Source organism: Oceanobacillus sp. FSL W7-1281 (assembly GCF_037969835.1).
Classification (GTDB): Bacteria; Bacillota; Bacilli; order Bacillales; family Amphibacillaceae; genus Oceanobacillus; species Oceanobacillus oncorhynchi.
Genome location: NZ_CP150214.1, coordinates 3,043,542 through 3,069,064, shown reverse-complemented (window position 1 = coordinate 3,069,064; position 25,523 = coordinate 3,043,542). Strand labels below are relative to the sequence as shown.

22 protein-coding genes are annotated in these 25,523 nt (G+C 41.8%); 19 read left to right on the top strand and 3 right to left on the bottom strand.

What is annotated here, in order from left to right; genetic code table 11:
• Positions 1–80 precede the first annotated feature (80 nt).
• From lspA to pyrE, 11 genes are all read left to right on the top strand, one after another.
• Positions 81–551, top strand: coding sequence for a signal peptidase II (lspA, locus tag MKX55_RS15230; RefSeq protein ID WP_042535158.1), 471 nt, complete (start codon positions 81–83; stop codon positions 549–551).
• Positions 548–1,459, top strand: a complete 912-nt coding sequence (locus MKX55_RS15225; protein ID WP_339178358.1) for an RluA family pseudouridine synthase — start codon at positions 548–550, stop codon at positions 1,457–1,459. Before lspA ends, MKX55_RS15225 begins: the two co-directional genes overlap by 4 nt.
• Before the next feature lie 169 nt (positions 1,460–1,628).
• Complete coding sequence (gene pyrR / locus MKX55_RS15220) at positions 1,629–2,177, top strand: bifunctional pyr operon transcriptional regulator/uracil phosphoribosyltransferase PyrR (RefSeq protein ID WP_339178356.1); 549 nt, start codon at positions 1,629–1,631, stop codon at positions 2,175–2,177.
• Positions 2,178–2,853: 676 nt separating this feature from the next.
• Positions 2,854–3,783, top strand: coding sequence for an aspartate carbamoyltransferase catalytic subunit (locus tag MKX55_RS15215; protein WP_339178354.1), 930 nt, complete (start codon positions 2,854–2,856; stop codon positions 3,781–3,783).
• Positions 3,740–5,023: a dihydroorotase gene (locus MKX55_RS15210; protein ID WP_339178352.1), complete on the top strand. Its 1,284-nt coding sequence runs from the start codon at positions 3,740–3,742 to the stop codon at positions 5,021–5,023. The genes MKX55_RS15215 and MKX55_RS15210 overlap by 44 nt, the downstream gene beginning before the upstream one ends.
• The gene (locus MKX55_RS15205; protein WP_339178349.1) at positions 5,016–6,116 is read left to right on the top strand and encodes a carbamoyl phosphate synthase small subunit; all 1,101 of its coding nucleotides are present in this window, start codon (positions 5,016–5,018) and stop codon (positions 6,114–6,116) included. The genes MKX55_RS15210 and MKX55_RS15205 overlap by 8 nt, the downstream gene beginning before the upstream one ends.
• Positions 6,109–9,309 carry a carbamoyl-phosphate synthase large subunit gene (carB, locus tag MKX55_RS15200; protein WP_339178346.1) on the top strand — a complete coding sequence of 1,067 codons (3,201 nt, stop codon included), beginning with the start codon at positions 6,109–6,111 and terminating at the stop codon, positions 9,307–9,309. The genes MKX55_RS15205 and carB overlap by 8 nt, the downstream gene beginning before the upstream one ends.
• Positions 9,306–10,064 carry a dihydroorotate dehydrogenase electron transfer subunit gene (locus MKX55_RS15195; RefSeq protein ID WP_339233398.1) on the top strand — a complete coding sequence of 253 codons (759 nt, stop codon included), beginning with the start codon at positions 9,306–9,308 and terminating at the stop codon, positions 10,062–10,064. Before carB ends, MKX55_RS15195 begins: the two co-directional genes overlap by 4 nt.
• The gene (locus tag MKX55_RS15190) at positions 10,061–10,975 is read left to right on the top strand and encodes a dihydroorotate dehydrogenase (RefSeq protein WP_339178340.1); all 915 of its coding nucleotides are present in this window, start codon (positions 10,061–10,063) and stop codon (positions 10,973–10,975) included. Before MKX55_RS15195 ends, MKX55_RS15190 begins: the two co-directional genes overlap by 4 nt.
• Complete coding sequence (gene pyrF, locus MKX55_RS15185) at positions 10,972–11,661, top strand: orotidine-5'-phosphate decarboxylase (protein WP_339178338.1); 690 nt, start codon at positions 10,972–10,974, stop codon at positions 11,659–11,661. Before MKX55_RS15190 ends, pyrF begins: the two co-directional genes overlap by 4 nt.
• The gene (gene pyrE, locus MKX55_RS15180; RefSeq protein ID WP_042535141.1) at positions 11,651–12,259 is read left to right on the top strand and encodes an orotate phosphoribosyltransferase; all 609 of its coding nucleotides are present in this window, start codon (positions 11,651–11,653) and stop codon (positions 12,257–12,259) included. Before pyrF ends, pyrE begins: the two co-directional genes overlap by 11 nt.
• A 52-nt stretch (positions 12,260–12,311) precedes the next feature.
• Here the strand turns inward: pyrE and MKX55_RS15175 are convergent, their stop codons facing one another.
• Positions 12,312–13,073 (bottom strand): class I SAM-dependent methyltransferase, encoded by a 762-nt coding sequence (locus tag MKX55_RS15175; RefSeq protein WP_339233396.1) that lies wholly within the window; start codon positions 13,071–13,073, stop codon positions 12,312–12,314.
• Positions 13,074–13,232: 159 nt separating this feature from the next.
• On the opposite strand from MKX55_RS15175, the gene MKX55_RS15170 reads away from it, so the two are divergent.
• A complete protein-coding gene (locus MKX55_RS15170) occupies positions 13,233–14,099 on the top strand; it encodes a LysR family transcriptional regulator (RefSeq protein ID WP_339178331.1) in 867 nt (288 codons plus the stop codon).
• A 277-nt stretch (positions 14,100–14,376) separates the two neighbouring features.
• Positions 14,377–14,799 carry an organic hydroperoxide resistance protein gene (locus MKX55_RS15165; RefSeq protein ID WP_042535135.1) on the top strand — a complete coding sequence of 141 codons (423 nt, stop codon included), beginning with the start codon at positions 14,377–14,379 and terminating at the stop codon, positions 14,797–14,799.
• Between the two features lie 56 nt (positions 14,800–14,855).
• Here the strand turns inward: MKX55_RS15165 and MKX55_RS15160 are convergent, their stop codons facing one another.
• A complete protein-coding gene (locus MKX55_RS15160; protein ID WP_193063344.1) occupies positions 14,856–15,398 on the bottom strand; it encodes an NADPH-dependent FMN reductase in 543 nt (180 codons plus the stop codon).
• Between the two features lie 167 nt (positions 15,399–15,565).
• Positions 15,566–17,269 (bottom strand): NFACT RNA binding domain-containing protein, encoded by a 1,704-nt coding sequence (locus tag MKX55_RS15155; RefSeq protein WP_339233394.1) that lies wholly within the window; start codon positions 17,267–17,269, stop codon positions 15,566–15,568.
• 100 nt (positions 17,270–17,369) lie between these two features.
• On the opposite strand from MKX55_RS15155, the gene MKX55_RS15150 reads away from it, so the two are divergent.
• The 6 genes from MKX55_RS15150 (at position 17,370) to priA (ending at position 25,259) form a co-directional block, all read left to right on the top strand.
• Positions 17,370–20,024 carry a calcium-translocating P-type ATPase, SERCA-type gene (locus MKX55_RS15150; RefSeq protein WP_339178327.1) on the top strand — a complete coding sequence of 885 codons (2,655 nt, stop codon included), beginning with the start codon at positions 17,370–17,372 and terminating at the stop codon, positions 20,022–20,024.
• Positions 20,025–20,277: 253 nt separating this feature from the next.
• The gene (locus tag MKX55_RS15145) at positions 20,278–20,538 is read left to right on the top strand and encodes a DUF370 domain-containing protein (protein ID WP_042535126.1); all 261 of its coding nucleotides are present in this window, start codon (positions 20,278–20,280) and stop codon (positions 20,536–20,538) included.
• A gap of 27 nt (positions 20,539–20,565) precedes the next feature.
• Positions 20,566–21,186, top strand: coding sequence for a guanylate kinase (gmk, locus tag MKX55_RS15140; RefSeq protein ID WP_339178326.1), 621 nt, complete (start codon positions 20,566–20,568; stop codon positions 21,184–21,186).
• Positions 21,183–21,377 (top strand): DNA-directed RNA polymerase subunit omega, encoded by a 195-nt coding sequence (rpoZ, locus tag MKX55_RS15135; RefSeq protein WP_084613001.1) that lies wholly within the window; start codon positions 21,183–21,185, stop codon positions 21,375–21,377. Before gmk ends, rpoZ begins: the two co-directional genes overlap by 4 nt.
• A 268-nt stretch (positions 21,378–21,645) precedes the next feature.
• A complete protein-coding gene (coaBC, locus tag MKX55_RS15130) occupies positions 21,646–22,854 on the top strand; it encodes a bifunctional phosphopantothenoylcysteine decarboxylase/phosphopantothenate--cysteine ligase CoaBC (protein WP_339178323.1) in 1,209 nt (402 codons plus the stop codon).
• Complete coding sequence (priA, locus tag MKX55_RS15125; RefSeq protein ID WP_339233392.1) at positions 22,851–25,259, top strand: primosomal protein N'; 2,409 nt, start codon at positions 22,851–22,853, stop codon at positions 25,257–25,259. Before coaBC ends, priA begins: the two co-directional genes overlap by 4 nt.
• Positions 25,260–25,523 lie beyond the last annotated feature (264 nt).

Below are 25,523 nucleotides of genomic sequence, written 5' to 3'. Positions count from 1 at the left end.
AGCAGAAAGGATAAGATAAAGAAAGCTTGGTAAACGAACCCTGAAAAGGCGCAGATTTGCTTTAGATTGGAGAAATGAACATGTGGAGATATTATCTGATTACACTTGTCCTGATTGGGATAGACCAATGGACAAAATGGCTTGTTGCTGCACGAATGGAAATAGGTGAATCCATCCCGATTGTGGAGGACTTCTTTTATATTACCTCACATCGGAATTCAGGAGCAGCATGGGGTATTTTAGAAGGACAAATGACGTTATTTTACATTATTACGGTTATTGTGATTGCCGGGTTAATATACTTTTTACATACACATGGAAAACAGGACCGCCTGATTGCTGTCGGGGTCAGTGTATTGATTGGAGGGGCGGTCGGGAATTTCATCGACCGTATTTTATATCAAGAAGTAGTAGACTTTGCAAACTTCTATATTTTTAATTATAATTTTCCGATATTCAACGTCGCAGATGCATCTCTTACAATTGGTGTGGTGATTGTGATGATTGCAATTATTTTGGATGAGAGAAAGCGGGGGAAAGAGAAAAAATGACAGTAAACCAGCATACAGTGACAGAAACAGAGCATAAAAAAAGAGTGGATAAAATACTGGCGGATGTGCTGCATGAATATTCGCGTTCTCAAATTCAGGGCTGGATAGAAGAAGGCAATGTCAAGCTGAATGGAGAAGCAGTGAAAGCAAATCAAAAATGCCAAACCGGAGAAAGCCTTACATGGGAAATACCTGAAACCAAACCGCTTGTTTTAGAGCCGGAAAATATTCCTTTAGATATTGTTTATGAAGATGAGGACCTGCTGGTGGTGAATAAAGCAAAAGGGATGGTTGTCCATCCTTCTGCAGGTCATCACACCGGGACATTGGTCCATGCGTTATTATATCATTGCACTGATTTATCAGGAATTAACGGTGTGGAGCGCCCCGGGATTGTACACCGTCTCGATATGGATACGAGCGGACTTTTAGTTGTTGCGAAGAATGACTACGCCCATCAGTATCTATCAGAGCAGCTGCAGGAAAAGACATTAAAAAGAACGTATGAAGCAATTGTTCATGGAGAAATTGGCCATGAGACCGGGTTAATCGATGCGCCGATCGGCAGAGATCCGAAAGACCGTCAAAAAATGGGGATCGTTGAAAATGGAAAACAGGCGGTTACTCATTTTCGCGTGCTCGAACGTTTCCCTGACTATACGCATGTGGAATGCCAATTAGAGACTGGCAGAACACATCAAATTCGTGTGCATATGCAATATATTGGCTTTCCGATTGTAGGCGATCCAAAATACGGTCAGCGAAAATCGTTAGATGTCCAAGGACAGGCTCTCCATGCGAAGCAAATTGCTTTTATCCATCCAAAAACAGAGAAGCAGATGGAATTCAAAGCAGCACCGCCTGCTGTCTTCATGGAGGCGCTCGACCAAATCCGCAAAATGTATTGACAGACCCGTCATATTCTGACATAATAAGTAACAACAAATAAAGACCTTTAACAATAGTCCTGTGAGGCTAGGAAGGCTGCGATCAGCAAGTTTGCTTACGGTACACGTATGCCCTTTTCCATCAGCAGGAAAAGGGCATTTTTATGCAGTTTGGAAGGAGCGGGCTAATTTGAAGAAAAAAACAGAGATTCTGGATGCTGCAGCAATAAATAGAGCATTGACCAGAATGTCCCATGAGATTCTGGAAAAAAACAAAGGTGGAGAGAACCTTGTTTTAATTGGAATCAAAACAAGAGGCGTTCCGCTGGCGAAAAGCATTCAAGAAAAAATTAAGCAAATTGAAGACATCGAAGTTCCGTTTGGCGAATTAGATATTACCATGTACCGGGATGATTTGGAAAAAAAGGATCATCACGAAGAACCGCGAATTAACTCAGTTTCTATTGATATGGACATAACGAACAAGCAGGTCATTCTGATTGATGATGTTCTTTATACAGGAAGAACTGTCCGTGCGGCAATGGATGCCGTAATGGATGTCGGCAGACCGGCGACGATTCAGCTTGGAGCTTTGGTAGACCGCGGTCACCGCGAGCTGCCTATTCGGGCTGACTATGTAGGCAAGAACATACCTACTTCTGAACAAGAAATTGTTGTTGTTCAGTTAAGTGAAAAAGATCAAGTAGACCTTGTTTCTATTTATGAAAAGAATACATGATAACTTTTAATCAGATCCAGAGAGATTTGAAAGGTTGTTCAGAATAGCGAATGCTTATAGGGTATTCGTCTAGCTCTCTGCAACCTTTGCAGGGAGCTTTTTTTATGGAAGTTCAAAAAGTCACTAAATGATAAATGAAGAGCTCTTTAGTTGACTTGCTTTATCCGATGGGACTGCGGTTACCAATGTTGTCAGGTTAATGAATTTTATTAATTTTGATATAGATAGTAATAAAACCTATCTAGCGGAGTAAAAACACGGAGACTCCTATGGGAAAGCGCAATGGTCTTCGGTGGGGCGAGTAATCGCAAAAGCTCTTCGATGGGACGAGTAATCGCAGTCCCAGTCCCAGGGTGAAGACCCCGCAGGAAAAAGCGATTTTCTTTTTTTCTACCCGCGGGGCATAAGTGCGACTATGCTTCTGTCTGCGCCTGACGGCTTGCCAATCAGCAAGTCTTCTTTAAAGGAGATGAGCTCGGGGCCCATGGAAAGCGTAGTGTTTTTCCGTAGCGGCCGCACTAACCTGAGAACATTGAGACCTGCGATTACTCGGTCTATTAAAACCGTTGCTGCGATTACTCGTCCCACCAAAACCTGTTAGCAACTTTTTGAACACATATATTTGTATAATAAAAATCAATTTTAAAGAATGACACCAAAGAGGGAGAGATGAATCGTGAAACATTTTATGTCGATGCAGCAGCTGTCGAAGGAAACGATGAATCAAATTCTGAAAGAAGCCGAATTGATAAGAAAATCACCAAGAACCATGAATAAACAGTTATTTGCAGCCAACCTGTTCTTTGAACCAAGTACAAGAACGAAAATGAGCTTTGAAGTTGCACAAAAAAAACTTGGTTTAGAGATGCTGGATTTTCATACCGAAGCTTCCAGCCTTGTCAAGGGAGAGTCCTTATATGACACAGCGAAAACCTTTGAAGCTATAGGTGCAGATGTGTTAGTCGTGCGTCATCCATCTGATAATTGGATAGATGAAATAGAAGAAGAAGGTTACTTGAGCATACCGGTTATCAACGCCGGCTCCGGAAAAGAAGAGCATCCTACACAGTGCATGCTGGATTTACTGACAATGTACCAGGAATTTGGCCATGTTGAAGGCAGGAAGGTTGTTATCGCTGGTGATATCAAGCACAGCCGGGTGGCCAGGTCGAATGCGCTTGCTCTGGAGAAATTAGGAGCTGAAGTTTACTTGAGTGCAGCACCAGGATTTGAAGATACCAGCTTACATTATCCATATATCACGATGGATGAGGCGGTAGAAATAGCGGATGTCGTGATGCTGCTGCGAATTCAGCATGAGCGTCATATTCATAAAGCAGAAACTTCAGATTATCTCACCCTCTATGGTTTAACAATGAAAAGAGCTGCAAAAATGCAGAAACACGCGATTATCATGCATCCCGCCCCAATCAACAGAGGGGTGGAAATCGACAGCAGGCTTGTAGAAAGTAAACAGTCACGTATTTTTAAACAGATGGAAAATGGTGTCTATGTCAGAATGGCAATTTTAATTCATGTATTAAAAGAATGGGGGATTATCAATGAAAACGAAATTAACGAACGCAAAACGCTTAACATCATCTAATGAATTGGTAAACTGTGAGGTGCTTATCGAAGACGGTAAAATCAAAAAGGTGGCCCCGGAAGTAACAGAGCAGGCGGATAACACAATTGATGCAAAGAATAACCTTGTTGCTCCAGGGTTTATCGATGTGCATGTGCATCTGCGTGAACCGGGCGGAGAGTATAAAGAAACGATTCGTACAGGAACAGAAGCAGCTGCCAAAGGAGGATATACTACTATTTGCGCAATGCCAAATACGAATCCGGTTCCGGATAGCCCGGAAACATTGGAGCAGCTGCTTCAAAAAATTAAAGAGGATGCTGTTATCCGTGTTCTTCCCTACGCTTCGATTACAAAAGGTTTAAAAGGTGAAGAACGCACAGATGTTAAAGCGCTGTTTGAGCAGGGAGCTTTTGCCTTTACAGATGATGGGGTAGGTATACAGACTGCCAATCAAATGCTTCAGGCCATGAAGGAAGCAGCTGCATGCGGTGCGGCAATTGTTGCTCATTGTGAAGATAATTCCCTGGTCTATGGCGGAGTAACCCATGATGGAGAAGTAAGCAAGCGCCTAAACCTGCCGGGGATTCCATCTTTAAGTGAATCCGTACAAATTGCCAGAGATGTCCTGTTAGCTGAAGCTGCCGGCTGTCACTATCATGTTTGTCATGTCAGCACGAAGGAATCGGTTCGCGTCATCCGTGATGCAAAAAAAGCTGGTATTCATGTTACAGCGGAGGCATCTCCACACCATTTAATATTAAATGAATCTGATATTACCGAAAATGATGCAAATTTCAAAATGAATCCGCCGTTAAGAGGAAAGGATGACCAGGAAGCACTGATTGAAGGGCTTTTAGATGGTACACTGGATGCTATCGCAACAGACCATGCGCCGCATGGAGAGGAAGAAAAAGCAAATGGTTTCTTAGAAGCGCCATTCGGAATTGTTGGATTAGAAACAGCTTTTCCATTGTTATACACTCATCTGGTACAAAAAAACGTACTAAATTTACATGAATTGATTGATAGAATGACGAAAAAGCCGGCGGATGTGTTCGGACTTCCTTATGGAACGTTGGAAGAAGGAGCGCCAGCAGATTTAACCATTATTGATTTAGGGAAAACAGCAAAAATCGATCGCTATCAATTTGCTTCTAAAGGGAAAAATACACCTTTCCATGGCTGGGAGGTAACAGGATTCCCTGTCCTGACAATGGTAGATGGCAAGGTCGTATTTGAGGAGGGCAACCATGCGTAAACGTAATTTAATTTTGGAAGATGGAACAGTTTTTGAAGGATACGGTTTTGGAAGCGAAGAAGTTTCCAAGGGAGAGATTGTTTTTAATACAGGAATGACTGGATATCAGGAAGTTATCACCGATCCAAGTTATTGCGGACAATTTGTAACGATGACGTACCCTCTCATTGGAAACTATGGAATCAATCGAGACGATTATGAAACAGTGACACCATTTATTCATGGTTTGATTGTGAAAGAATATAGTGAGCAGCCTTCCAATTTCCGGAATGAAGAGACCATCGACAGCTTCCTAAAGGCGAATAATATTCCCGGAATCGCCGGAATCGATACGAGAAAATTAACACGGATTATTCGCAAGCATGGAACGATGAAAGCAGCTATCCTTTCTGCGGAAGAAGATGTAGAAAAAGCAGTAGAAGAATTGAGAAATGCGGAATTTCCTAGAGACCAAGTAAAACAGACATCCACAAGCAAGCCTTACGTTGTTCCAGGCAGAGGAAGCCGTGTGGTACTGGTTGATTTTGGTGCAAAGCATGGTATTCTGCGGGAATTAACGAAACGGGATTGCCAAATTACGGTGGTTCCTTATAACTATCGTGCAGAGGACATTCTGCGTCTCCGTCCAGACGGCATCATGCTGACAAATGGACCGGGAGATCCAAAAGATGTACCGGAAGCGATTGAAATGATCAAAGAGATTCTCGGGCAGGTGCCGATATTTGGAATTTGTCTTGGACATCAGCTTCTGTCTTTAGCCTGCGGGGCAAATACAGAAAAGATGAAATTTGGACATCGCGGTGCGAATCATCCAGTGAAAGATTTAGAGAATGATAAAACGTACCTTACTTCCCAGAATCATAGTTATGCAGTAAATCCAGATTCCCTTGAAAATACGGGGCTTGAACTGACACAGATCGCCATCAATGATGAAACCGTAGAGGGAGTAAGACACACGAAGTATCCGGCGTTCTCGGTACAGTACCACCCGGAAGCATCTCCGGGACCAGAGGATACCAATTATCTATTTGATGAATTTTTAAAAATGATGAAGCAGCAAGTGAAGAAGCAGGAGGTTCATATTCATGCCTAAACGTACAGATATTCAAAAAATTCTCGTGATTGGATCTGGCCCGATTGTCATTGGACAAGCGGCCGAATTCGACTATTCTGGAACTCAGGCTTGTCAAGCATTGAGAGAAGAAGGTTATGAGGTTATTTTAGCCAACTCCAATCCGGCAACAATTATGACAGATAACACAGTTGCAGATAAAGTATATATGGAACCTTTAACAGAAGAATTCTTAACAAAAATTATTCGTAAAGAGCATCCGGACGCTATTTTGCCGACATTAGGCGGACAAACAGGCTTAAACCTTGCTATGGAGCTTGTCCGTAAAGGGGTATTGGAAGATCATAAAGTACAGCTTCTGGGAACCGCACCGGAATCGATTCAGCAGGCCGAGGATAGAGAGCTGTTCCGTACCTTGATGAATGAGTTGGATGAGCCAGTGCCGGAAAGTGAAATTGTACATACCGTGGAGGAGGCTGTTAATTTCGCCAATACCATCGGCTATCCGCTCATTGTGCGCCCGGCATACACGCTTGGCGGTACAGGCGGAGGAATGTGCTACAGCGAGGAAGAGCTGAAGGAAATCACACATAACGGACTGGTGCTTTCTCCAGTAAACCAGTGTCTGATTGAACGAAATATTGCAGGGTTTAAAGAAATAGAGTATGAAGTGATGCGTGACCATAAGGATCAGGCAATTGTGGTTTGTAACATGGAAAATATCGACCCGGTAGGAATTCATACAGGGGATTCGATTGTTGTGGCCCCGTCACAAACCTTAAGTGACCGGGAATATCATATGCTGCGTAATGCTTCCTTGAAAATTATTCGTGCTTTAGAAATTGAAGGCGGCTGTAATGTTCAGCTGGCATTAGATCCATACAGCTTCCAATACTACATTATTGAAGTGAACCCGCGTGTCAGCCGCTCATCTGCTTTGGCGTCTAAAGCAACAGGTTATCCGATAGCCAAAATTGCAGCGAAAATCGCGGTTGGTTATACGCTCGATGAAATTATCAATCCGATTACCGGTAAAACCTATTCGATGTTTGAGCCGGCGTTAGACTACGTGGTTACTAAATTCCCGCGTTTTCCATTTGATAAATTTACATCAGGAGACCGCCGTTTAGGCACACAGATGAAGGCGACTGGTGAAGTAATGGCAATTGGCCGTAATTTGGAAGAATCCTTACTTAAAGGTGTACGTTCCCTGGAAATGGGAACAGAAGAGCTTTACCTTGCAAAAGCAGAGGGCTTAGATGAAGAAACATTAGATAGGCGCTTGAAGCGTGCAGATGATGAACGTATTTTTCTCTTGGCAGAAGCATTGCGCCGCGGTTATTCGGTCGATAAAATCTTTGACATGACCAAGATTGACCGTTTCTTCTTAAACAGCTTAAATAAAATTATTGAAACAGAGAAAGCCTTGATTGAAAATAAGAACGATATGGCAGTGTTAAAAGCAGCAAAAGAGCTGGGCATTGCAGATGAGCAGGTTTCCAGACTCTGGGATGTTCCGCTGGATGACGTATATGCATTAAGAAAAGAAAACAATCTCTTCCCGGTTTATAAAATGGTAGATACCTGCGCAGCAGAATTTGAGTCGGAAACACCTTATTTCTATAGCTCGTATGAAACAGAAAATGAATCGGAAGTAACAGAACGTAAGAAAATCCTCGTGCTTGGTTCCGGACCAATCCGCATCGGACAAGGGATTGAGTTTGATTATGCGACCGTGCATTCGGTATTTGCAATTAAAGAGCTGGGCTATGAAGCAATTATTATGAATAATAATCCGGAAACCGTATCTACTGATTTTACGATTTCCGATAAACTTTACTTTGAGCCGCTTACGCTGGAAGATGTCATGCATGTGATTGAACTGGAAAAACCAGAAGGCGTGATTGTGCAGTTTGGCGGTCAAACTGCGATTAATCTGGCAGATGGACTGGAACGCCGCGGAGTGAAAATCCTAGGTACTGGCCTGGAAGCAATTGATCGTGCAGAGGATCGCGATAAATTTGAAGTATTATTAGATGAGCTTGACTTACTTCGCCCGCAAGGAAAGGCAGTACCAAGATTAGATAAGGCAATTGAAACAGCAAATGAAATTGGCTATCCGGTACTTGTACGCCCTTCTTATGTTATTGGCGGCAGCCGTATGGAAATTGTATACAGTGAAAAAGAGCTGGAAAATTATTTAGCGAAATCAGATGGTGTGGATTCTGCCCATCCGATATTAATCGATAAATATTTAACAGGAATGGAAGCAGAAGTAGATGCCATCAGTGATGGAGAAACAACGATTGTTCCTGGAATCATGGAGCATATCGAACGCGCTGGAGTCCACTCTGGTGACTCGATGGCTGTATATCCTCCGCAGCGTTTAAGTGAAGCTGTAAAAGAAAAATGTCTGGATGCAGCAGTGAAGATTTCAAGCGCATTGAACGTAAAAGGGCTAATCAATATCCAATTTATTATCCGTGATGAAGATGTTTATGTGCTTGAAGTAAATCCAAGAGCCAGCAGAACAATTCCATTTCTAAGCAAGATTACCGGCGTAACGATGGCAAATATTGCTACGAAATGTATCTTAGGTGAGAAATTAGCCGATATGGGCTATGAAACTGGTATTTTACCTGAGCAGAATCTTGTTTCTGTCAAAATTCCAGTTTTCTCTTTTGAAAAATTACGCAGTGTGGATACCATTCTTGGACCAGAAATGAAATCTACCGGCGAGGCAATCGGTTATGATAAAACATTAGAAAAAGCATTGTATAAAGGACTTATTGCTTCCGGATTAAAAGTTCCGCAAGAAGGCGGCGTATTATTGACCGTTGCCGATAAGGACAAGGCAGAAATGCTGGAAGTAGCAGAACGGTTCCATCAGCTTGGGTTTGTCCTCTATGCAACACAAGGGACAGCATCCTTTATTCAGGAAGAAGGCGATATTCCTGTTGTTCAAGTAGGTAAAGTAGGGGTAGACGAGCCGAATGTATTATCCATCATTGAAGAAGGAAAAGTCCAATTTGTTATCAATACACTTAATTCTGGGCAAAAACCAAGGTCGGATGGTTTCTTAATCCGCCGTGAAGCAGTAGAGCATGGCATTGCAAGCCTGACAAGCTTAGACACGGTGAATGCAATTATCAATGTCATTGATTCCACAACATTTACAGCACAATCCATTAGCCAGCAAAAGGTGAAGCAATGATGAAGAAAAGACATGAAATGGAAGTAATCGCTGTTGATACAATCGCCAAAGAAACAATTGAAATGACATTGTATCAGCCGGAAATCAGTCAGCAAACTGTGCCGGGACAATTCCTGCATTTGCTTGTCCCCGGTTTTACATTAAGAAGGCCTATCTCAATTGCCAAGGTCAATTCAGAGGAAGGCACCGTCACCATTTTGTTTAAAGTCGTCAGCGGCGGCACAAAAGCGTTAGCAGCTTATCAGCCGGGAATGACAGTCGATGCACTTGGTCCAAATGGAAATGGTTTTCAGGTAGATGATGTACAAGAAGGAGAACGTATTCTGTTAGTAGGTGGAGGAATTGGGGTTCCTCCCATCTACCACCTCGCCAAGCGCTTGAGTGAAAAGAATGTGGAGCTTGTTGCTGTATTAGGATTTCAATCCAAGGATTATGTCTTTTACGAAGAAGCATTCCAGAAAATAACGGAAACGTATGTAGTCACTAATGATGGCTCCTATGGACATCAAGGGTTTGTCACACATGTGTTTTCTGAAGTGGGCGCCTTTGATCAATATTTCAGCTGCGGACCGCTGCCAATGCTCCGCGCTGTGACCACAGAATTAAAAGATGCGGCAGGAAAAGTATCTCTGGAAGAACGGATGGGCTGCGGAGTCGGTGCATGTATGGCTTGTGTGCTGCCGACGGTGGATAACAGCTATAAGAAGATTTGCAGTGACGGTCCCGTATTTTCTGCGCAGGAGGTTATTTTATGAATCTAGAGGTGAAATTGCCTGGACTAACATTAAAAAATCCGATTATGCCGGCATCAGGCTGCTTTGGGTTTGGCAAGGAGTACAGTGAATTCTACGATTTAAGCCGGTTAGGCGCTGTTATTATGAAGGCGGCAACGCAATTTGAACGCTTTGGAAATCCGACGCCGCGTGTTGCAGAAACTTCTTCAGGCATGTTAAATGCCATTGGTCTGCAAAATCCGGGAGTAGAGCGGATTATTGCCAATGAAGTTCCCAGACTTGCTGCATATGATACATCTATTATCGCAAACGTTGCTGGAAGCTCATTAGAGGAATATATTTTTGTAGCCAGTGCATTTAATCAGACTAAGGATGTGCATGCATTAGAATTAAATATCTCCTGTCCCAATGTAAAAGAGGGCGGTATTCAATTTGGCACAGATCCGGAAATGGCTAAACGCGTTACATCCGCAGTGAAAGAGGCGAGTAATCTTCCTGTGTATGTGAAGCTGTCCCCTAATGTGACCAATATTGTCGAAATGGCAAAAGCCGTAGAAGAAGCCGGTGCGGATGGACTTTCCATGATAAATACATTAACGGGTATGAAGCTGCATTTGCCGACTGGAAAACCGCTGATTGCCAATCAGACTGGCGGATTATCCGGTCCGGCTATTAAGCCGATTGCAATCCGGATGATTTATGAAGTGCGGCAGCAGGTGTCTATTCCGATTATCGGCATGGGGGGCATTTCTACTGCCGAGGATGTGCTGGAATTCCTGCAGGCTGGTGCAGATGCAGTAGCAATTGGTACAGCCAATTTCCAAAATCCTTTTGCGTGTGTAGATATCATTGATGCGCTTCCAGAAACACTAATGAACTATCAATATACGTCTGTGCAAGATGTAATTAATAGAAGGGGCGTACAGGTATGAGTGTCTTTGTCGCATTAGATTTTCCAACATGGACCGAAACGGAACGGTTTTTAAAGGATAATGATCTTGCAGGCGTCCCTGTAAAAGTCGGAATGGAGCTTTTTTATCGAGAAGGACCGGCAATCATTGAAAAATTGAAAGCAGATAACCACCCTATTTTCTTAGATTTAAAGCTTCACGATATTCCAAATACGGTTCATCAGGCAATGAAAAATATTGCTTCTTTGAACGTAGATATGGTAACAACGCATGCGATTGGCGGAAAAGAGATGATTTATCAGGCGAAGCAGGGGCTGGCAGGTTCATCTACCAAGCTGATGGCAGTGACGATCCTTACTTCAATGGATGATGATGTTTTAGAGCAGGAGCTTGGTTTATCAGGCGATGTAGAAGAGAATGTTATCCGTTTTGCAGCACTCGCAAAAGAAGCAGGAGCAGATGGAGTGGTCAGCTCCGTTCATGAGGTGCCAGTAATCAAAAAGCATTGTGGTGACGACTTCTTGTCCATCACTCCGGGCATCCGTTTAGCAGATTCTTCCCAGGATGATCAGAGACGAGTAGCGACGCCTGAGAAAGCGAAAGAGCTGGGCAGTGATTTCCTGGTTGTCGGCAGAAGCATTACCAAAGCAGAAAATCCAAGAAAAGCGTATGAACAAGTGATGAAGGAGTGGCAGCATGGAGAATAATATAACCAAAGATTTATTAGCAATTGAAGCCGTACAATTAAATGCAGATAACTATTTCACATGGACATCTGGACTTAAATCACCTATCTATTGTGATAACCGTTTAACGATGAGCTATCCTGCCGTCCGCAAAAAAATTGTTCAAGCATTTGCAGATATGGTGAAAAATAGTGATACCAAACCGGAAGTTATTGCCGGCTGTGCAACAGCAGGTATCCCGCATGCAGCCTGGCTGGCAGAAGAGCTTGATTTACCAATGGTATATGTACGTTCGAAGCCAAAAGGACATGGAAAAGGCAACCAGATTGAAGGGGCATCGGTAGAAGGGAAAAAGGTACTTGTGATTGAAGACCTGATCTCCACTGGCGGGTCATCCATTCAATCTGCCGAGGCGTTAAAACAAGATGGCGCTGAAATTACAGCAGTATATTCCATTTTCACATATGGACTTCCAAGAGCCCAAAAAGCTTTTGAAGAAGCAGGCTTCTCTTATGAATCGATAACCGGTTTTGATCAGCTGTTAGAATTACTTATTGAAGAAAATAAGCTTACAGAGAAAGAAAAAGAGACAGTACTTGCTTGGAGAAGCGAGTTATAAGAATAAGAAAGAAGGATGTGACTCGTAAAAGAGGGCACATCCTTTCTTATTTTTATTTTTCCCACATACTTATCCATTCATCAATGGAAAAGGAGAGAATGGTATTTTCATCTTTTTGTAAACGTATCGCTTCTTGCAGCTTTTCATCGGCTGTTTCGATAAAACGAGTAACCTGCTGGCGTACTTCCTCCGAATCTACAGTACGGTCAAGCCAGTCTTGGAAAGGAAGCTCTTTTATCCGTATATTCTCCTGCAGTAACGTAAATGGATGTTTAGAAAATAGTTTTTTCCATTCGGAGATTTTTTTTGCACGTTCATGACTGGGATCACGCATGGCTTCCAGCTGATTTAAAAATTGATCAGCTGCATCCTCCTCTGGAGCTACATTATCAACAAATAAACATTTTCCGCCAGGCTTCAACACACGATATACTTCTTGAATAAACTTCTTAGGTCGTGGAAAATGATGGGCCGCGATACGGCAGGTGATAATATCCATAGAGTCATCCAGAAAGGGAAGTTCCTCTGCATCAGCAATAATCAGCAGGATGTTATCGTTTTCATTTATGCTATTCCTCACACCGGTCAGCATGGACGGGGTTAAATCGGTTGCGATAACTTGTTTGGCGAAGGGAGCTAACGTTTTTGCGACCTGACCTCCTCCTGTTGCAATATCTAAAATGATTTGGTCAGTGGATGGCTTTAACCATTCCGCGATTTTTTGTAAAGCGGCGGGGTTGCTATGTGTACGGCTGTTGACATAAGCATCCTTCCTTTTTGTGAATAATTCTTTGTTCTGCAATTTTTTATCCATTTAACACCGTTCCTTTCTTAATTTTTAGTAAAAAGTAAATTTCATGAGCAATTCATGCTGGAAAGTCTTCTTAAACTGATGTTATATGATATAATCGGATAAGTAAAATACTATATTATAATCAAAAATGATAACCTGTACTTATCGGAGGTTTTTGCTATGCGGATGGATGATTATGAAATCCTTTTAAAACTCTATGAAATTGGCACGATAAGGGGAACAGCAAAAGCGATTCTCATTTCTCAGCCAGCGGTTACCCAGCGTTTGAAATACATGGAGAACTATTTTGGGGAAGAGATATTTATACGAACATCAAAACGTTTATTACCCACACCTGCTGGAGAACAAATTATTCAGCATGCCAAAGAAACGGTGGAAAAGGAGCGGCTGTTTAAAAATCGTTTAGCGGAGACGGGTGAAGCGATACAAGGTACGCTGTCGATTGCCTGTTCTTCGTTGATCAGCCAGCGTTACTTGCCGGACATTTTAGGGGAATACACTGCTGCCTACCCCAAGGTAACGATTGATTTAGTAACAGGCATCAGTGAAAATATCAAACAAAATCATAAGCAATATCATGTATGCATTATTCGCGGCGAGAAATTAAAAGAAACGACCTCAGTTCATTTGTTTGATGACCCGCTTTATATTTTTGATACAGAACCTTTTCCGGAGCAAGCTTTAAAAGAAAGACCTATTATTTCCTTTAAGAGTGATGACAGCATGCATGAGCTTGTCGACAGCTGGTTGTTTGAACAGCAGAATTACATTAAACCGCAAAAAAAGATGACCGTGGATCAAATCGAAACGTGTAAACAGTTTATGAAGCAGGGAATTGGCATGGCCGTGTTGCCCGGCAGTGTCTCAAATCATCTGAAGGAGCACTATCCGTATATTCCTTTATTTTTAGAGAAAAAGGCAGTAACCCGAGATACATGGGTCTGCTTCCAGGAAGGGATCCGCCAGCTCCCGCAGGTCGATCATTTTCTTCGGCTGCTGGAAAATTATGATTTTGTCGCAGTGTAACTGGCTGGGACTGCGGTTACTCGTCCCATCAAAAGGCTTTTGTAAGACTCCCGCTTCAAGAATAGGTGGAAATCGAACATTCTAAGTGAGAGATCTAACAGCCAGTAACGGCCCGATTGGTTCCTTTCAAATTCAGTAGGAGATGAAAAGGCCCCCACTGAATGAAGTTTCACTTTATCGCAGATTAAAATAAAGTATCTTTAGAAAAAAAGGTTTAAAGAAAATGAATAAAGGTAATAGTACCATTAGATTAAATGATAAAGGAGCAGTGATTTCAATGAGTAATATTATTTTCAGTTCAAAAGCAACCGCACAAAACGGCAGAGACGGACATGTAAAATCAGATGATGGGATTATCGATGTTAACTTAGTTAATCCAGCCGGAAATAAATCAGATGAAAAAGGCTCCAACCCGGAACAGCTCTTTGCTGCTGGTTACGCAGCTTGCTATGATGGGGCACTTAATTTAATGGCATCCAATCAGGGAAAAAATATTACGTCAGAAACAACAGCAGAAGTTCATTTTATGAAAGACCCTGCTGACGACGGCTTTAAAATCGGCGCAACTCTGCATATCAAAATAGAAGGCGTTGATCAGAAAGAAGCGGAAGAACTGGCAGAAGCTGCGCATCAATTTTGCCCTTATTCGAAAGCAACGAGAGGTAATATTGATGTTGAACTGAAACCGACCGCAGTTTAAAAATCTATGTATAAAAAAATTCCAGCCGATAAAGGCTGGATTTTTTTATACATAGATTACTGATTTTTCATCCCCTGCTGCAAGGAAACCATTTCCTCTCCAAGCGCTTGAAGTCTTTCCAAAACACGTTCATCAATAATTTCATCACTGTCCATATTAAAAGCACTATTATGGACAAACACATTCCCGGTTGGAACTAAGCCTTTAAAATAAGACAGAATCGATCTTAGATGATATTCCATGACAAGAAAATGCCGGTCTGACCATCCAGTAGCAACCATTCCCGTTACTTTATGTTTAAAAGTGTATTCCGGTAAGTGGTCAAACAGATTTTTTAACGCTCCAGAAATCGATGCTTGATAAATTGGAGTCCCAAACACAAGGAAATCAGCGGAAGCAATTTTTTGAACAACATCCCAGGTATCTTCATTATAGTCTGCCAAGGGAGCACCGTTAAAAAAGTCGATTTCATAATCTCTTAAGTCTACTAATTCTGTTTTTATGGATGAATCGAAACGGCGAGCGTGGACTAGAATCTGATTAACAACAATCGATGTTTTATCTCCTGCAAGTGCACCTGATATTCCAACAAGTTTCATATATTTTAACCTCTTTTCCAGATGATTTTAATTAATAATTATAGTATGAGTTTATCATTTAGAAGGAGAAGGCTCTAATTTAATGATTGGTTTAGGCAATAAATCCGGATGATATTTTATTCATAAAAATTTGGTGTATCACGTCAGAGAAATGATACACCAGATTTTTATTTTACTTTCAGTTGATCCACCATCTCTTTTTTCGGCGTCACAAACAATGTTTTTTGATTATCATACGTCACGTACCCGGGTTTCGAGCCATTCGGTTTTTTTACGTGGCGAATCAACGTGTAGTCTACCGGTACAGAAGAAGATTGCTGGGATTTACTGTAATAAGCAGCTAAAACAGCAGCCTCCTCTAATGTCTTTTCACTTGGCTCTCTGTCCCGGATGATTACGTGTGACCCGGGAATGTCCTTCGTATGGAGCCAGATATCATCGCGGTGTGCCAGCCGCATCGTGGCGTATTCATTCTGTTTGTTATTTTTCCCGACTAATATCGTTGTGCCGTCAGAAGACTGGTAGGTTTCAGGTTTTGGCTTCTGCGGTTTTTTCGTCTTTTTCGAAGCACGCTGTTTTCGCAAATATCCTTCTTCCCGGAGCTCCTCGCGAATTTCTTCAATATCATCAGTACTTGCTACATCCAACTGCTGCAATAACTGATCGAAATAAACGATTTCTTCGTTCGTACGTTTGATTTCTGTTTCCATCATCTTACGGGAATTCTTCAGCTTCTGATAGGTTTTGAAATAATTCTGTGCATTGCCGCTTGGTGATTTATTTGGGTTTAGCGGAATAGTGATTTCTTTTTGATCCGGATCATAATAATCTACAACGGAGATTTCTTTTTGATTCGGCTTGACTAAATGCATATGCGCAGTTAAAAGCTCACCCATTTTTTGGTAGTGATCTGCCCGTTCAGATTTTTCTACCGTCTGCCGATGTTTTTTCAGCTTGCGGACGTTTTTATCCTGTTCATTTTTAATAAAGCGATAGAGGTCTTTTGCCTGCTGCTTGACCCGGTCCCGCTCGGCTTTGCCGGAGTAAAAGGCATCGAGCATCGTATTGACCTCTTCAAAAACCGTGTCTGCTGGTTCATCTGGAAAAGACAGTACATGAAAATCTTCTTTTGGCTCCTGATAGATAGCAGGCTGATAATCATTTTCCTGTAATTGCTTTTGCACTAGAGAAAGCGTATTTTCAAAATCTTGATTCGTGCCGAGTCGGACGTGCTCGATCATTTTTTTCGTCACAAATGGGGAAAAGCCTTCTAATAACCCAAGCAGCTGTTTATCCATTTTACCTGCATTGAAATCTAATTTTTTTATAATAGATGTGCTGTCTGTCTCTAAAATGGAAAGCTTATACTGGTCAGGCGGCAGTTGATACTGCTGTCCCGGCAAAATCATCCGATGCCTGTTTTGGGATAAGGAGACATGCTTCAGGCTGTCAATAATATGTCCTTTCTCCTGGTCGACTAAAATAAAGTTACTATGCTTGCCCATGAGTTCAATAATTAATTTTTTATAACTGATATCTCCTATTTCATTACGCGTCCGGATGGTGAATGTAACGATCCGCTCCATTCCTTTTTGTTCGATCTGTTCAATAACACTTCCGGTCAGATGCTTCCGCAGCACCATACAAAACATAGGGGGTTCTTTCGGATTGGTGTAGGAATCGTTCGTAATATGAAAACGGGCATAGGTAGGATGGACAGAAAAAAGCAGGCTGTGGTTTACAGACTGGCTGCGGACTGTCATCACAATCTCTGTTTCCGATGGCTGATAAATTTTATTGATTTTTCCTCTTTCTAATTTCGTTCTTAGTTCTTCTGTAACCGCTCTTGTTACAATACCGTCGAATGGCATAAGTAATCACCTCATCGGCAATTATAGCATCTTTTTAGATGTAGAGGCATAGAAATGGATTAAGTGCTTGTACAATTTATGTCTGCCGGAGGAATGTATAATGAAATGGTATCAGCTTACAACCGAAAAATTAGAAGAGACATTACAAGTAAAATCGAATGTCGGGTTAGGAGAGAAGCAGGTTGCGAAAAGACGTCAGCAATACGGCGAGAATGTTCTAGCAGCGAAGAAAAAAATACCTGGATGGATTTTGTTTTTAAAGCAATTTCAGGATTTTATGGTATTAGTTTTATTAGCTGCCACGTTGATAGCCGGATTATTAGGGGAGTATATTGATGCGATTGCGATCATGGTGATTGTATTAATTAATGGAATCATTGGTTATTTTCAAGAGCAGAAAGCAGAAAATTCACTAGAAAAACTGAAAGAATTATCTGCGCCGATAGCCAGTGTCAGACGAGATGGACAGTGGGTCAAGATTCCATCCAAAGACATTGTGGTAGGAGATATTGTCCGGTTTACAAGCGGGGACAGGGTTCCAGCAGATGTAAGAGTGATTAAAACAACCAGCCTGGAAACCGAGGAGTCTGCTTTGACAGGAGAATCCCTTCCTGTTGCGAAACATACCAAAGAAATTAGAATGGACGGATTAGAAGCCCAGGATCAAGTGAATATGGCTTTTATGGGGACATTAGTTACACGGGGATCAGGTGAAGGAATTGTTGTCGGTACAGGAATGAAAACAGTCATGGGGCAGATTGCCACGTTGTTGGATAATACAAAGAAGACCATTACACCGCTGGAAATGAAATTGGCCGAGCTGGGGAAAATCCTGATTGTTGTCGCCTTGTTCTTAACGATACTCGTGGTCGGAGCAGGTATTTTCCAAGGACACCCGATGTATGAAATGTTTTTAGCAGGAGTTTCCTTGGCGGTAGCTGCTATTCCTGAAGGACTGCCGGCGATTGTTACGGTTGCTTTATCACTTGGCGTCCAGCGGATGATTAAAAAGAAAGCCATTGTAAGGAAGCTTTCAGCTGTAGAGACACTAGGATGTGCCTCCGTCATTTGCTCGGATAAGACAGGCACCATGACAGAAAATCAAATGACAGTGAAGGAAGTATATATAAATGGAAAAACATTATATGTTACCGGGGACGGATACCAGACACAGGGAGATTTTCTATATAATCAGAAGAAGGTAGAGGATTCTCATTCTAATTTAAAAACGATGCTGCTATATGGCATGCTGTGTAATCATGCCTCCATTTCTACGAAAAAAGGAAAGAATGTAGTGGATGGCGATCCGACAGATGGTGCGTTACTTGTTGCAGCATATAAATTTGGTTTTCATGAAAATGATAAACAGCCTTTTCGGATTATCAAAGAAATACCATTCGATTCCGATCGGAAGCGGATGAGTGTCGTAATAGAAGATGATAATGGCATGCGTTTATTGATTACAAAAGGTGCACCGGACATGCTGCTGCCGAGGTCATCCCATATTCAAACAAAGGATGGAAAGACTGTTTTAACAAAGGAACAGAGTAAACAGACAGAACAAGCAATGGTAGGGATGGCGGAAAAAGCACTTCGAACGATTGCGATAGGTTTTCGGGTATTATCCCCTTCCGATTCATTAGATACAGCATTGCTGGAAGAGGATTTGACCTTGATTGGCCTGTATGGATTGATGGATCCTCCTAGAAAAGAAGTAAAAGCAGCCGTTCGCGAATGTAAAGAAGCCGGAATTAAAACGGTAATGATAACAGGGGACCATGCGCATACGGCAAGAGCAATTGCAAATCATTTAGAAATTCTTCCAGAGAGCGGGAAAGTATTGGAAGGAAAAGAATTAACACAGATGTCAGACGCTGAATTAGTGGATACGATTGAAGATACGTATGTTTTTGCACGTGTCACGCCAGAGCATAAACTTCGAATCGTCAACGCCTTTCAAGAAAAAGGACATATTGTTGCGATGACAGGAGATGGTGTCAACGATGCACCAGCGATGAAAGCAAGTGATATAGGCATTGCGATGGGAATAAGTGGAACAGATGTCACAAAAGAAGCATCATCGCTCGTGTTAATGGATGATAACTTTGCAACCATTAAATCGGCTATTCAGGAAGGCAGAAATATTTATGAAAATATTCGTAAGTTTATCCGCTATCTGCTGGCTTCCAATGTAGGAGAAATTTTAGTGATGCTCTTTGCTATGCTGCTTGGACTGCCGCTGCCGCTTGTGCCTGTGCAAATTCTATGGGTGAACTTAGTGACAGATGGACTGCCGGCCATGGCATTAGGTGTGGATCAGGCGGAAGGAGACGTCATGAAGCGGGGACCCCGGAATCCGCGTGAAGGCATTTTCTCCCGAGGGCTCGGTTACAAGATTATCAGCAGGGGAATTTTGATTGGGGTTGTCACCTTAATTGCATTTATTGTTGCTTACCAGAATGACCTAAGCAATTTAGTCTATGCGCAGACCATTGCTTTCTCAACTCTGGTGGTAGCACAATTAATTCATGTATTTGACTGCCGCAGCGAAAAATCTATTTTTGCGAGAAATTTGTTTGAAAACCGATACCTGATTTTAGCTGTACTGTCGTCCATGCTGCTGCTCTTAGTTGTTATTTACTTCCCGCCGATTCAGCCGATTTTCCATACCGTCAGCTTGTCTGTGGTTGACTGGTGCCTGATTGTCGGACTGGGAGCATTACCGACCGTATTATTTGGATTTACTAAAAAATAAGACAGGAAACAGCTATCCCATTTATTATGATAAGGCGGATAGCTGTTTTCATTATTTAAAATGTGTATTACAATATTTGCAGGCACTTATATAAAACGGATAAACCAAGCAATTCAAAGCCTGTAAATCTCACTCTATTTTCCTATTTCTTGGTTTTGCTCTTGTAACAAAAAAGTTTATAGTATAAAATTCAATAAAGATACAGTATAATGGTACTATTATAGATAGAAAAGAAATGGCAGGGGGAAAAATTTTGAATCTAAGTTTAATAAATATTGGCTTTGGTAATGTTGTTTCCGCAAACCGCATTATTTCTATCGTGTCTCCGGAATCAGCACCAGTAAAACGAATTATTACGGTCGCCAGAGATAATAATAAGTTAGTGGACGCTACCTATGGCAGACGTACCAGAGCTGTTATCATTACGGATAGCGATCATGTTGTATTATCTGCAGTGCAGCCTGAAACAGTAGGACAACGGCTTGTGACAAACGATGAAATTGCAGACGAATAACGAAGCTGGAAATTAGGAGGAAATGGTTTGATTAAAGAGAAAGGCATTTTATTTATTTTATCTGGTCCATCAGGAGTAGGAAAAGGTACAGTTCGTAAAAAATTATTTGAGGAAGAACTAGATCTTCAATATTCTATTTCCATGACAACCAGGGACAGAAGAACCGGGGAAGTCGATGGTGTCGATTATTTTTATAAATCCCGTGAAGAATTTGAAAAGCTGGTGGAAGAAGGCGAGCTTTTAGAATATGCCCAGTATGTAAATAATTATTATGGGACTCCGAGAAAATATGTAGAGGAAACAATTGAAAAAGGACTTGATGTTTTTCTTGAGATAGAAGTGCAGGGAGCAATGCAAGTGAAGAAAAATTTCCCTCAAGGTGTATTTATCTTCCTATTCCCTCCTAGTTTAGAAGAGTTGAAAAATCGTATCGTTAATCGTGGTACAGAATCACAGGAACTTGTTTTAAACCGTTTGAAGGAAGCTCGCAATGAAATAGAAATGATGGATGCCTATGATTATGTTGTCGTCAATGATCAGGTAGAAACAGCAGTTGATAAAGTAAAAGCAATTATCAAAAGTGAGCATTTAAAGCGGGAAAGAATCGCAAAACAATATAAGCAAATTTTGGAGGATGAGTTATCATGATGTTAGAACCTTCTATTGATTCACTGCAAACGAGAATTAAATCAAAATACAGCTTAGTCACTTTATCGGCCAGAAGAGCGAGAGAACTGAGCGAAACAAATGAAGTTTTAGTAGACCGTCCCAAATCGCATAAATTTGTCGGGAAAGCATTAGAAGAAATTGAGGCTGGAAAGCTTTATATTAAAAAATAAATGTAAATTACAGAATAATAAAGACCTTTGCACAGCGAATAATTCTTCATATAAGAATTGTTCGGGGTGCAGAGGTTTTTCTATTTGCAGCGGAGTTGTTTTAAATTTTGCCCAGCCTCTTTTTCAAGCCTTCATTCGGCAGAGAAAGCCTATTATATGTTATAACTATGTATAGAGAAGATAAAAAAATGTTGAAATATGTTTTTAAATGTAAATGCTTATTTAGCATACGAATACGTGAAGAAAAATTATAGAGAGGATGTTTTCCATGCTCCATCAGAAAAAAATACTTTTAGGTGTTTCAGGCGGTATTGCTGTCTATAAGGTAAGTGCGCTTGCAAGTAAGCTGACACAGCTTGGTGCGGAAGTGAAGGTTATCATGACAGAAAGTGCGACGGAATTTGTTACACCGTTAACCTTCCAGGCATTAACAAGAAATCCAGTGTATACAGATACCTTTGATGAAAAAAATCCAAAGAAAATAGCGCATATTGATTTGGCGGACTGGGCGGATATCGCCATTATTGCTCCGGCAACAGCAAATATTATTGCAAAGATGGCCCATGGGCAGGCAGATGATATGCTCTCCACCACCATGCTGGCAACACAGGCTGAGGTATATATAGCTCCGGCCATGAATGTGCATATGTATGATCATCCGGCTGTTATCCAAAACATGAAACAGCTTGAAAAGTGGGGGTACCATTTTATCGAGCCGGGTGATGGCTATTTAGCCTGCGGTTATGTCGGAAAAGGCCGTCTGGAAGAACCCCAGGAAATTATTTCTGTATTGGAACGTCATCAGCAGAGAACACTCGATATGCAGGGGAAAAAGGTGCTTGTCTCTGCCGGACCGACAAAGGAAATGATTGATCCGGTACGTTTCTTTACCAACCGCTCCTCCGGAAAAATGGGTTTTGCTTTAGCTGAAGCAGCTGCAGAACGGGGCGCAGATGTTACGTTAGTTGCCGGACCTGTGTCGATAGAAGCGCAGCATCCATCGATAAAACGAATCGATGTTGTTTCTGCCAAGGAAATGTATGATGCGATGAACGAGCAGTTTGCTGATAAAGATATTGTCATCAAATCAGCTGCTGTAGCCGATTATCGTCCCAAAGAGGTACAAACATCTAAGATGAAGAAAAAAGAAGGCGATGATGTAATAACTCTGGAACGGACAGAGGATATACTAAAAAAACTTGGAGAAAGAAAAGAAAATCAATTTTTAGTCGGGTTTGCTGCAGAAACAGATACCCCAATTGAATATGGACTGGGAAAACGGAAGAAGAAAAATTTAGATGCTATTGTTGTCAATGATGTTAGCCGTGAGGGAGCAGGATTTGAAGGAGATACAAATATTGTTTCCTACATTAATAAAGCGGAATCGGTCATTGAATTGAAGCAGGCTTCCAAAAAACAGATAGCGACCCAGCTCTTAGATTGTATTTTACAAGATATGAAGGATGATTCCATTTGAAAATTGCCAGTGTCATCGTTGATGTGCCGACAAGTGCAACGAATCAAACATACGACTATTTAGTTCCAGAAAAATATCATGAAATCATTACTCCCGGTATGCGCGTCACTGTGCCATTTGGACCGCGGAAGATTATGGGGTTTGTTGTCCAATTAAAGAAGGAAACACATCTATCAAAAGTAAAAGAACTGCATGAGGTGTTAGATATAACACCTGTTTTAACAGAGGAACTGCTCCAGCTGGGGAAATCAGTCGCCAAAAAAACACTTAGCTTATATATTACCGTATTTCAAACGATGCTGCCCCAGGTATTAAAATCCCAGTACACGAAGGATTTGGTACGGGAGACAGACGAATTTCTCAGCCCGGAATTAGAGGATTTGTTTGCAGGCAGAGAATCCATTTCATTTGAAGAATTCACAGCTTCTTCTATCAGCTATTATCAATTACAAAAACAAATAGAAGCTGGAAATATCACGATTTACTATCATGTGAAGTCAAGAATTACGAAAAAACAGCTGACCATGGTGCAATTGGATGTATCAGAAATGCGTGCCATGGAGGCGTTAGAGGATTTAACCAAGCAGGCAAAGAAACAAAAAGAGCTGATTCAATTTCTTATGGGAAATCCGGAGCCGATCGAACAGGCAAAATTAATTCAAACTTTAGGCACCTCTGCTCAGACTGTGAAAACGTTGGTATCCAAAGGGATTGTAAAGACATTTCAGCAGGAAGTATTCCGTGACCCTTATAAGAATCAGCCAATCGAACAGACAGAAGCATTCGAACTGACGGAGGAACAGGCAGAGGCCATCAAACCAGTGATAACTTCTATCGAGGACCAAGAGGATAATATATTTCTATTACACGGTGTTACCGGAAGCGGTAAAACAGAAATTTATCTGCAATCAATCCAGCATGTGATTTCAAAAGGGCAGGAGGCGATTGTTCTTGTACCGGAGATTTCGTTAACGCCACAGATGGTGCGCCGCTTTAAAGGCCGTTTCGGATCCAGTGTAGCAGTTATGCATAGCGGCCTTTCCGCTGGAGAAAAGTATGACGAGTGGAGAAAAATTCAACAAAAGCAGGTCCAAGTGGTTGTCGGTGCCCGCTCTGCGATATTTGCTCCTTTTTCAAATATTGGTATTATTATTATTGATGAAGAGCATGAAACAACCTACAAGCAGGAAGACCAGCCGAGATATCACGCCCGGGACGTTGCGATAGAAAGAGCGGCAAGCCATCGCTGCCCGGTTGTGCTTGGCAGTGCAACGCCTTCGTTAGAAAGCTATGCCAGAGCTAAAAAAGGTGTCTACAAGCTGTTAACGCTTGCCAGCCGTACGAATCAGCAGCAAATGCCAAGTGTTGAGATTGTCGATATGCGCAAAGAACTGCATGCCGGCAACCGGACCATGTTTTCTACGTCGCTTATGGAAAATATGAAGGCTTGTATGGAGCGGGGAGAACAGATTGTACTGCTCTTAAATCGCAGAGGATATTCGACATTTGTGATGTGCCGTGATTGCGGCCATGTATCCGAATGTCCGCATTGTGATATTGCATTAACTTATCATAAGAACTCACATCGGCTTAAATGTCATTATTGTTCCTACGAACAGGCGGTTCCAGCACATTGTCCATCCTGTGAGAGTGATTCCATCCGCTACTTTGGAACAGGTACCCAGCGGGTGGAAGAGTCCTTGGCGAAGCTTCTGCCGGAAGCTCGTGTAATCCGGATGGATGTGGACACAACGAGACGCAAGGGTTCTCATGAAAAATTATTAAAACAATTTTCAGAGAAGAAAGCAGATATTTTACTAGGGACACAGATGATTGCCAAAGGCTTGGATTTTAAAGATGTGACATTGGTCGGAGTATTATCAGCAGACTCGATGCTGCATCTTCCTGATTTCCGTGCCTCCGAACGTACTTTTCAATTATTGACGCAAGTAAGCGGTAGAGCAGGCAGACATGAGCTCACGGGTAATGTAATTGTGCAGACCTATACGCCGGAGCATTATAGTGTGACATATGCTGCCGGCCACAATTTTTTAGATTTTTATCAGCATGAAATGGCTGTCCGAAAAGCATTTCAATATCCGCCGTTCGTTTTTCTTGTATTGGTTACCGTGTCGCATGAAAATCATGCCCGGGCCGTACAGGTTACGGGGGAGATTGTAAAGCAGCTGAGTGAGATTGTGTCACCTGGAACAACTATTTTAGGCCCAACACCTTCCACTATTGCACGGATAAAAGATAGATATCGGTATCAGTGCATGATAAAATACAAGCATGAACCTGACTTAATAAACTATTTAGAACATATTCAATCGGCATACGCTGATGAGATACGGAAGCAGACGCTGCAGTTGTTCATCGATATGCAGCCGTATTATATGATGTGAGGAGGTTCAAAAAGTCCAATAAAAATGACATGGAAGAAAAGGAACTTCTACTAAGAACGTCCACGTCCTGTGGACAACGCAGAAGTCACCACATCCTGTGAAAGCTCGTTAGCTTGCATTTCCGTTGGGGCTGCGATTACTCGCCCCATTAAAAGAGTTGCTCACGTATTTATAAGCATACGTTCCGCTACTCAATGCTGCGCTGCCTCGATCTTCTCGGTCCTTTTTATCGAACTTTTTGAACATAATTTAATCTATATAAAT

What these genes read in the sequence shown, in the direction of transcription:
- MKX55_RS15225 (WP_339178358.1), top strand. Translation starts at nt 548, where the DNA reads ATGACAGTAAACCAGCATACAGTGACAGAAACAGAGCATAAAAAAAGA.
- MKX55_RS15190 (WP_339178340.1), top strand. Translation starts at nt 10,061, where the DNA reads ATGAATCTAGAGGTGAAATTGCCTGGACTAACATTAAAAAATCCGATT.
- MKX55_RS15210 (WP_339178352.1), top strand. Translation starts at nt 3,740, where the DNA reads ATGAAAACGAAATTAACGAACGCAAAACGCTTAACATCATCTAATGAA.
- lspA (WP_042535158.1), top strand. Translation starts at nt 81, where the DNA reads ATGTGGAGATATTATCTGATTACACTTGTCCTGATTGGGATAGACCAA.
- carB (WP_339178346.1), top strand. Translation starts at nt 6,109, where the DNA reads ATGCCTAAACGTACAGATATTCAAAAAATTCTCGTGATTGGATCTGGC.
- rpoZ (WP_084613001.1), top strand. Translation starts at nt 21,183, where the DNA reads ATGATGTTAGAACCTTCTATTGATTCACTGCAAACGAGAATTAAATCA.
- MKX55_RS15160 (WP_193063344.1), bottom strand. Translation starts at nt 15,398, where the DNA reads ATGAAACTTGTTGGAATATCAGGTGCACTTGCAGGAGATAAAACATCG.
- pyrE (WP_042535141.1), top strand. Translation starts at nt 11,651, where the DNA reads ATGGAGAATAATATAACCAAAGATTTATTAGCAATTGAAGCCGTACAA.
- MKX55_RS15150 (WP_339178327.1), top strand. Translation starts at nt 17,370, where the DNA reads ATGAAATGGTATCAGCTTACAACCGAAAAATTAGAAGAGACATTACAA.
- pyrF (WP_339178338.1), top strand. Translation starts at nt 10,972, where the DNA reads ATGAGTGTCTTTGTCGCATTAGATTTTCCAACATGGACCGAAACGGAA.
- MKX55_RS15170 (WP_339178331.1), top strand. Translation starts at nt 13,233, where the DNA reads ATGCGGATGGATGATTATGAAATCCTTTTAAAACTCTATGAAATTGGC.
- MKX55_RS15155 (WP_339233394.1), bottom strand. Translation starts at nt 17,269, where the DNA reads ATGCCATTCGACGGTATTGTAACAAGAGCGGTTACAGAAGAACTAAGA.
- MKX55_RS15205 (WP_339178349.1), top strand. Translation starts at nt 5,016, where the DNA reads ATGCGTAAACGTAATTTAATTTTGGAAGATGGAACAGTTTTTGAAGGA.
- MKX55_RS15165 (WP_042535135.1), top strand. Translation starts at nt 14,377, where the DNA reads ATGAGTAATATTATTTTCAGTTCAAAAGCAACCGCACAAAACGGCAGA.
- coaBC (WP_339178323.1), top strand. Translation starts at nt 21,646, where the DNA reads ATGCTCCATCAGAAAAAAATACTTTTAGGTGTTTCAGGCGGTATTGCT.
- MKX55_RS15195 (WP_339233398.1), top strand. Translation starts at nt 9,306, where the DNA reads ATGATGAAGAAAAGACATGAAATGGAAGTAATCGCTGTTGATACAATC.
- MKX55_RS15175 (WP_339233396.1), bottom strand. Translation starts at nt 13,073, where the DNA reads ATGGATAAAAAATTGCAGAACAAAGAATTATTCACAAAAAGGAAGGAT.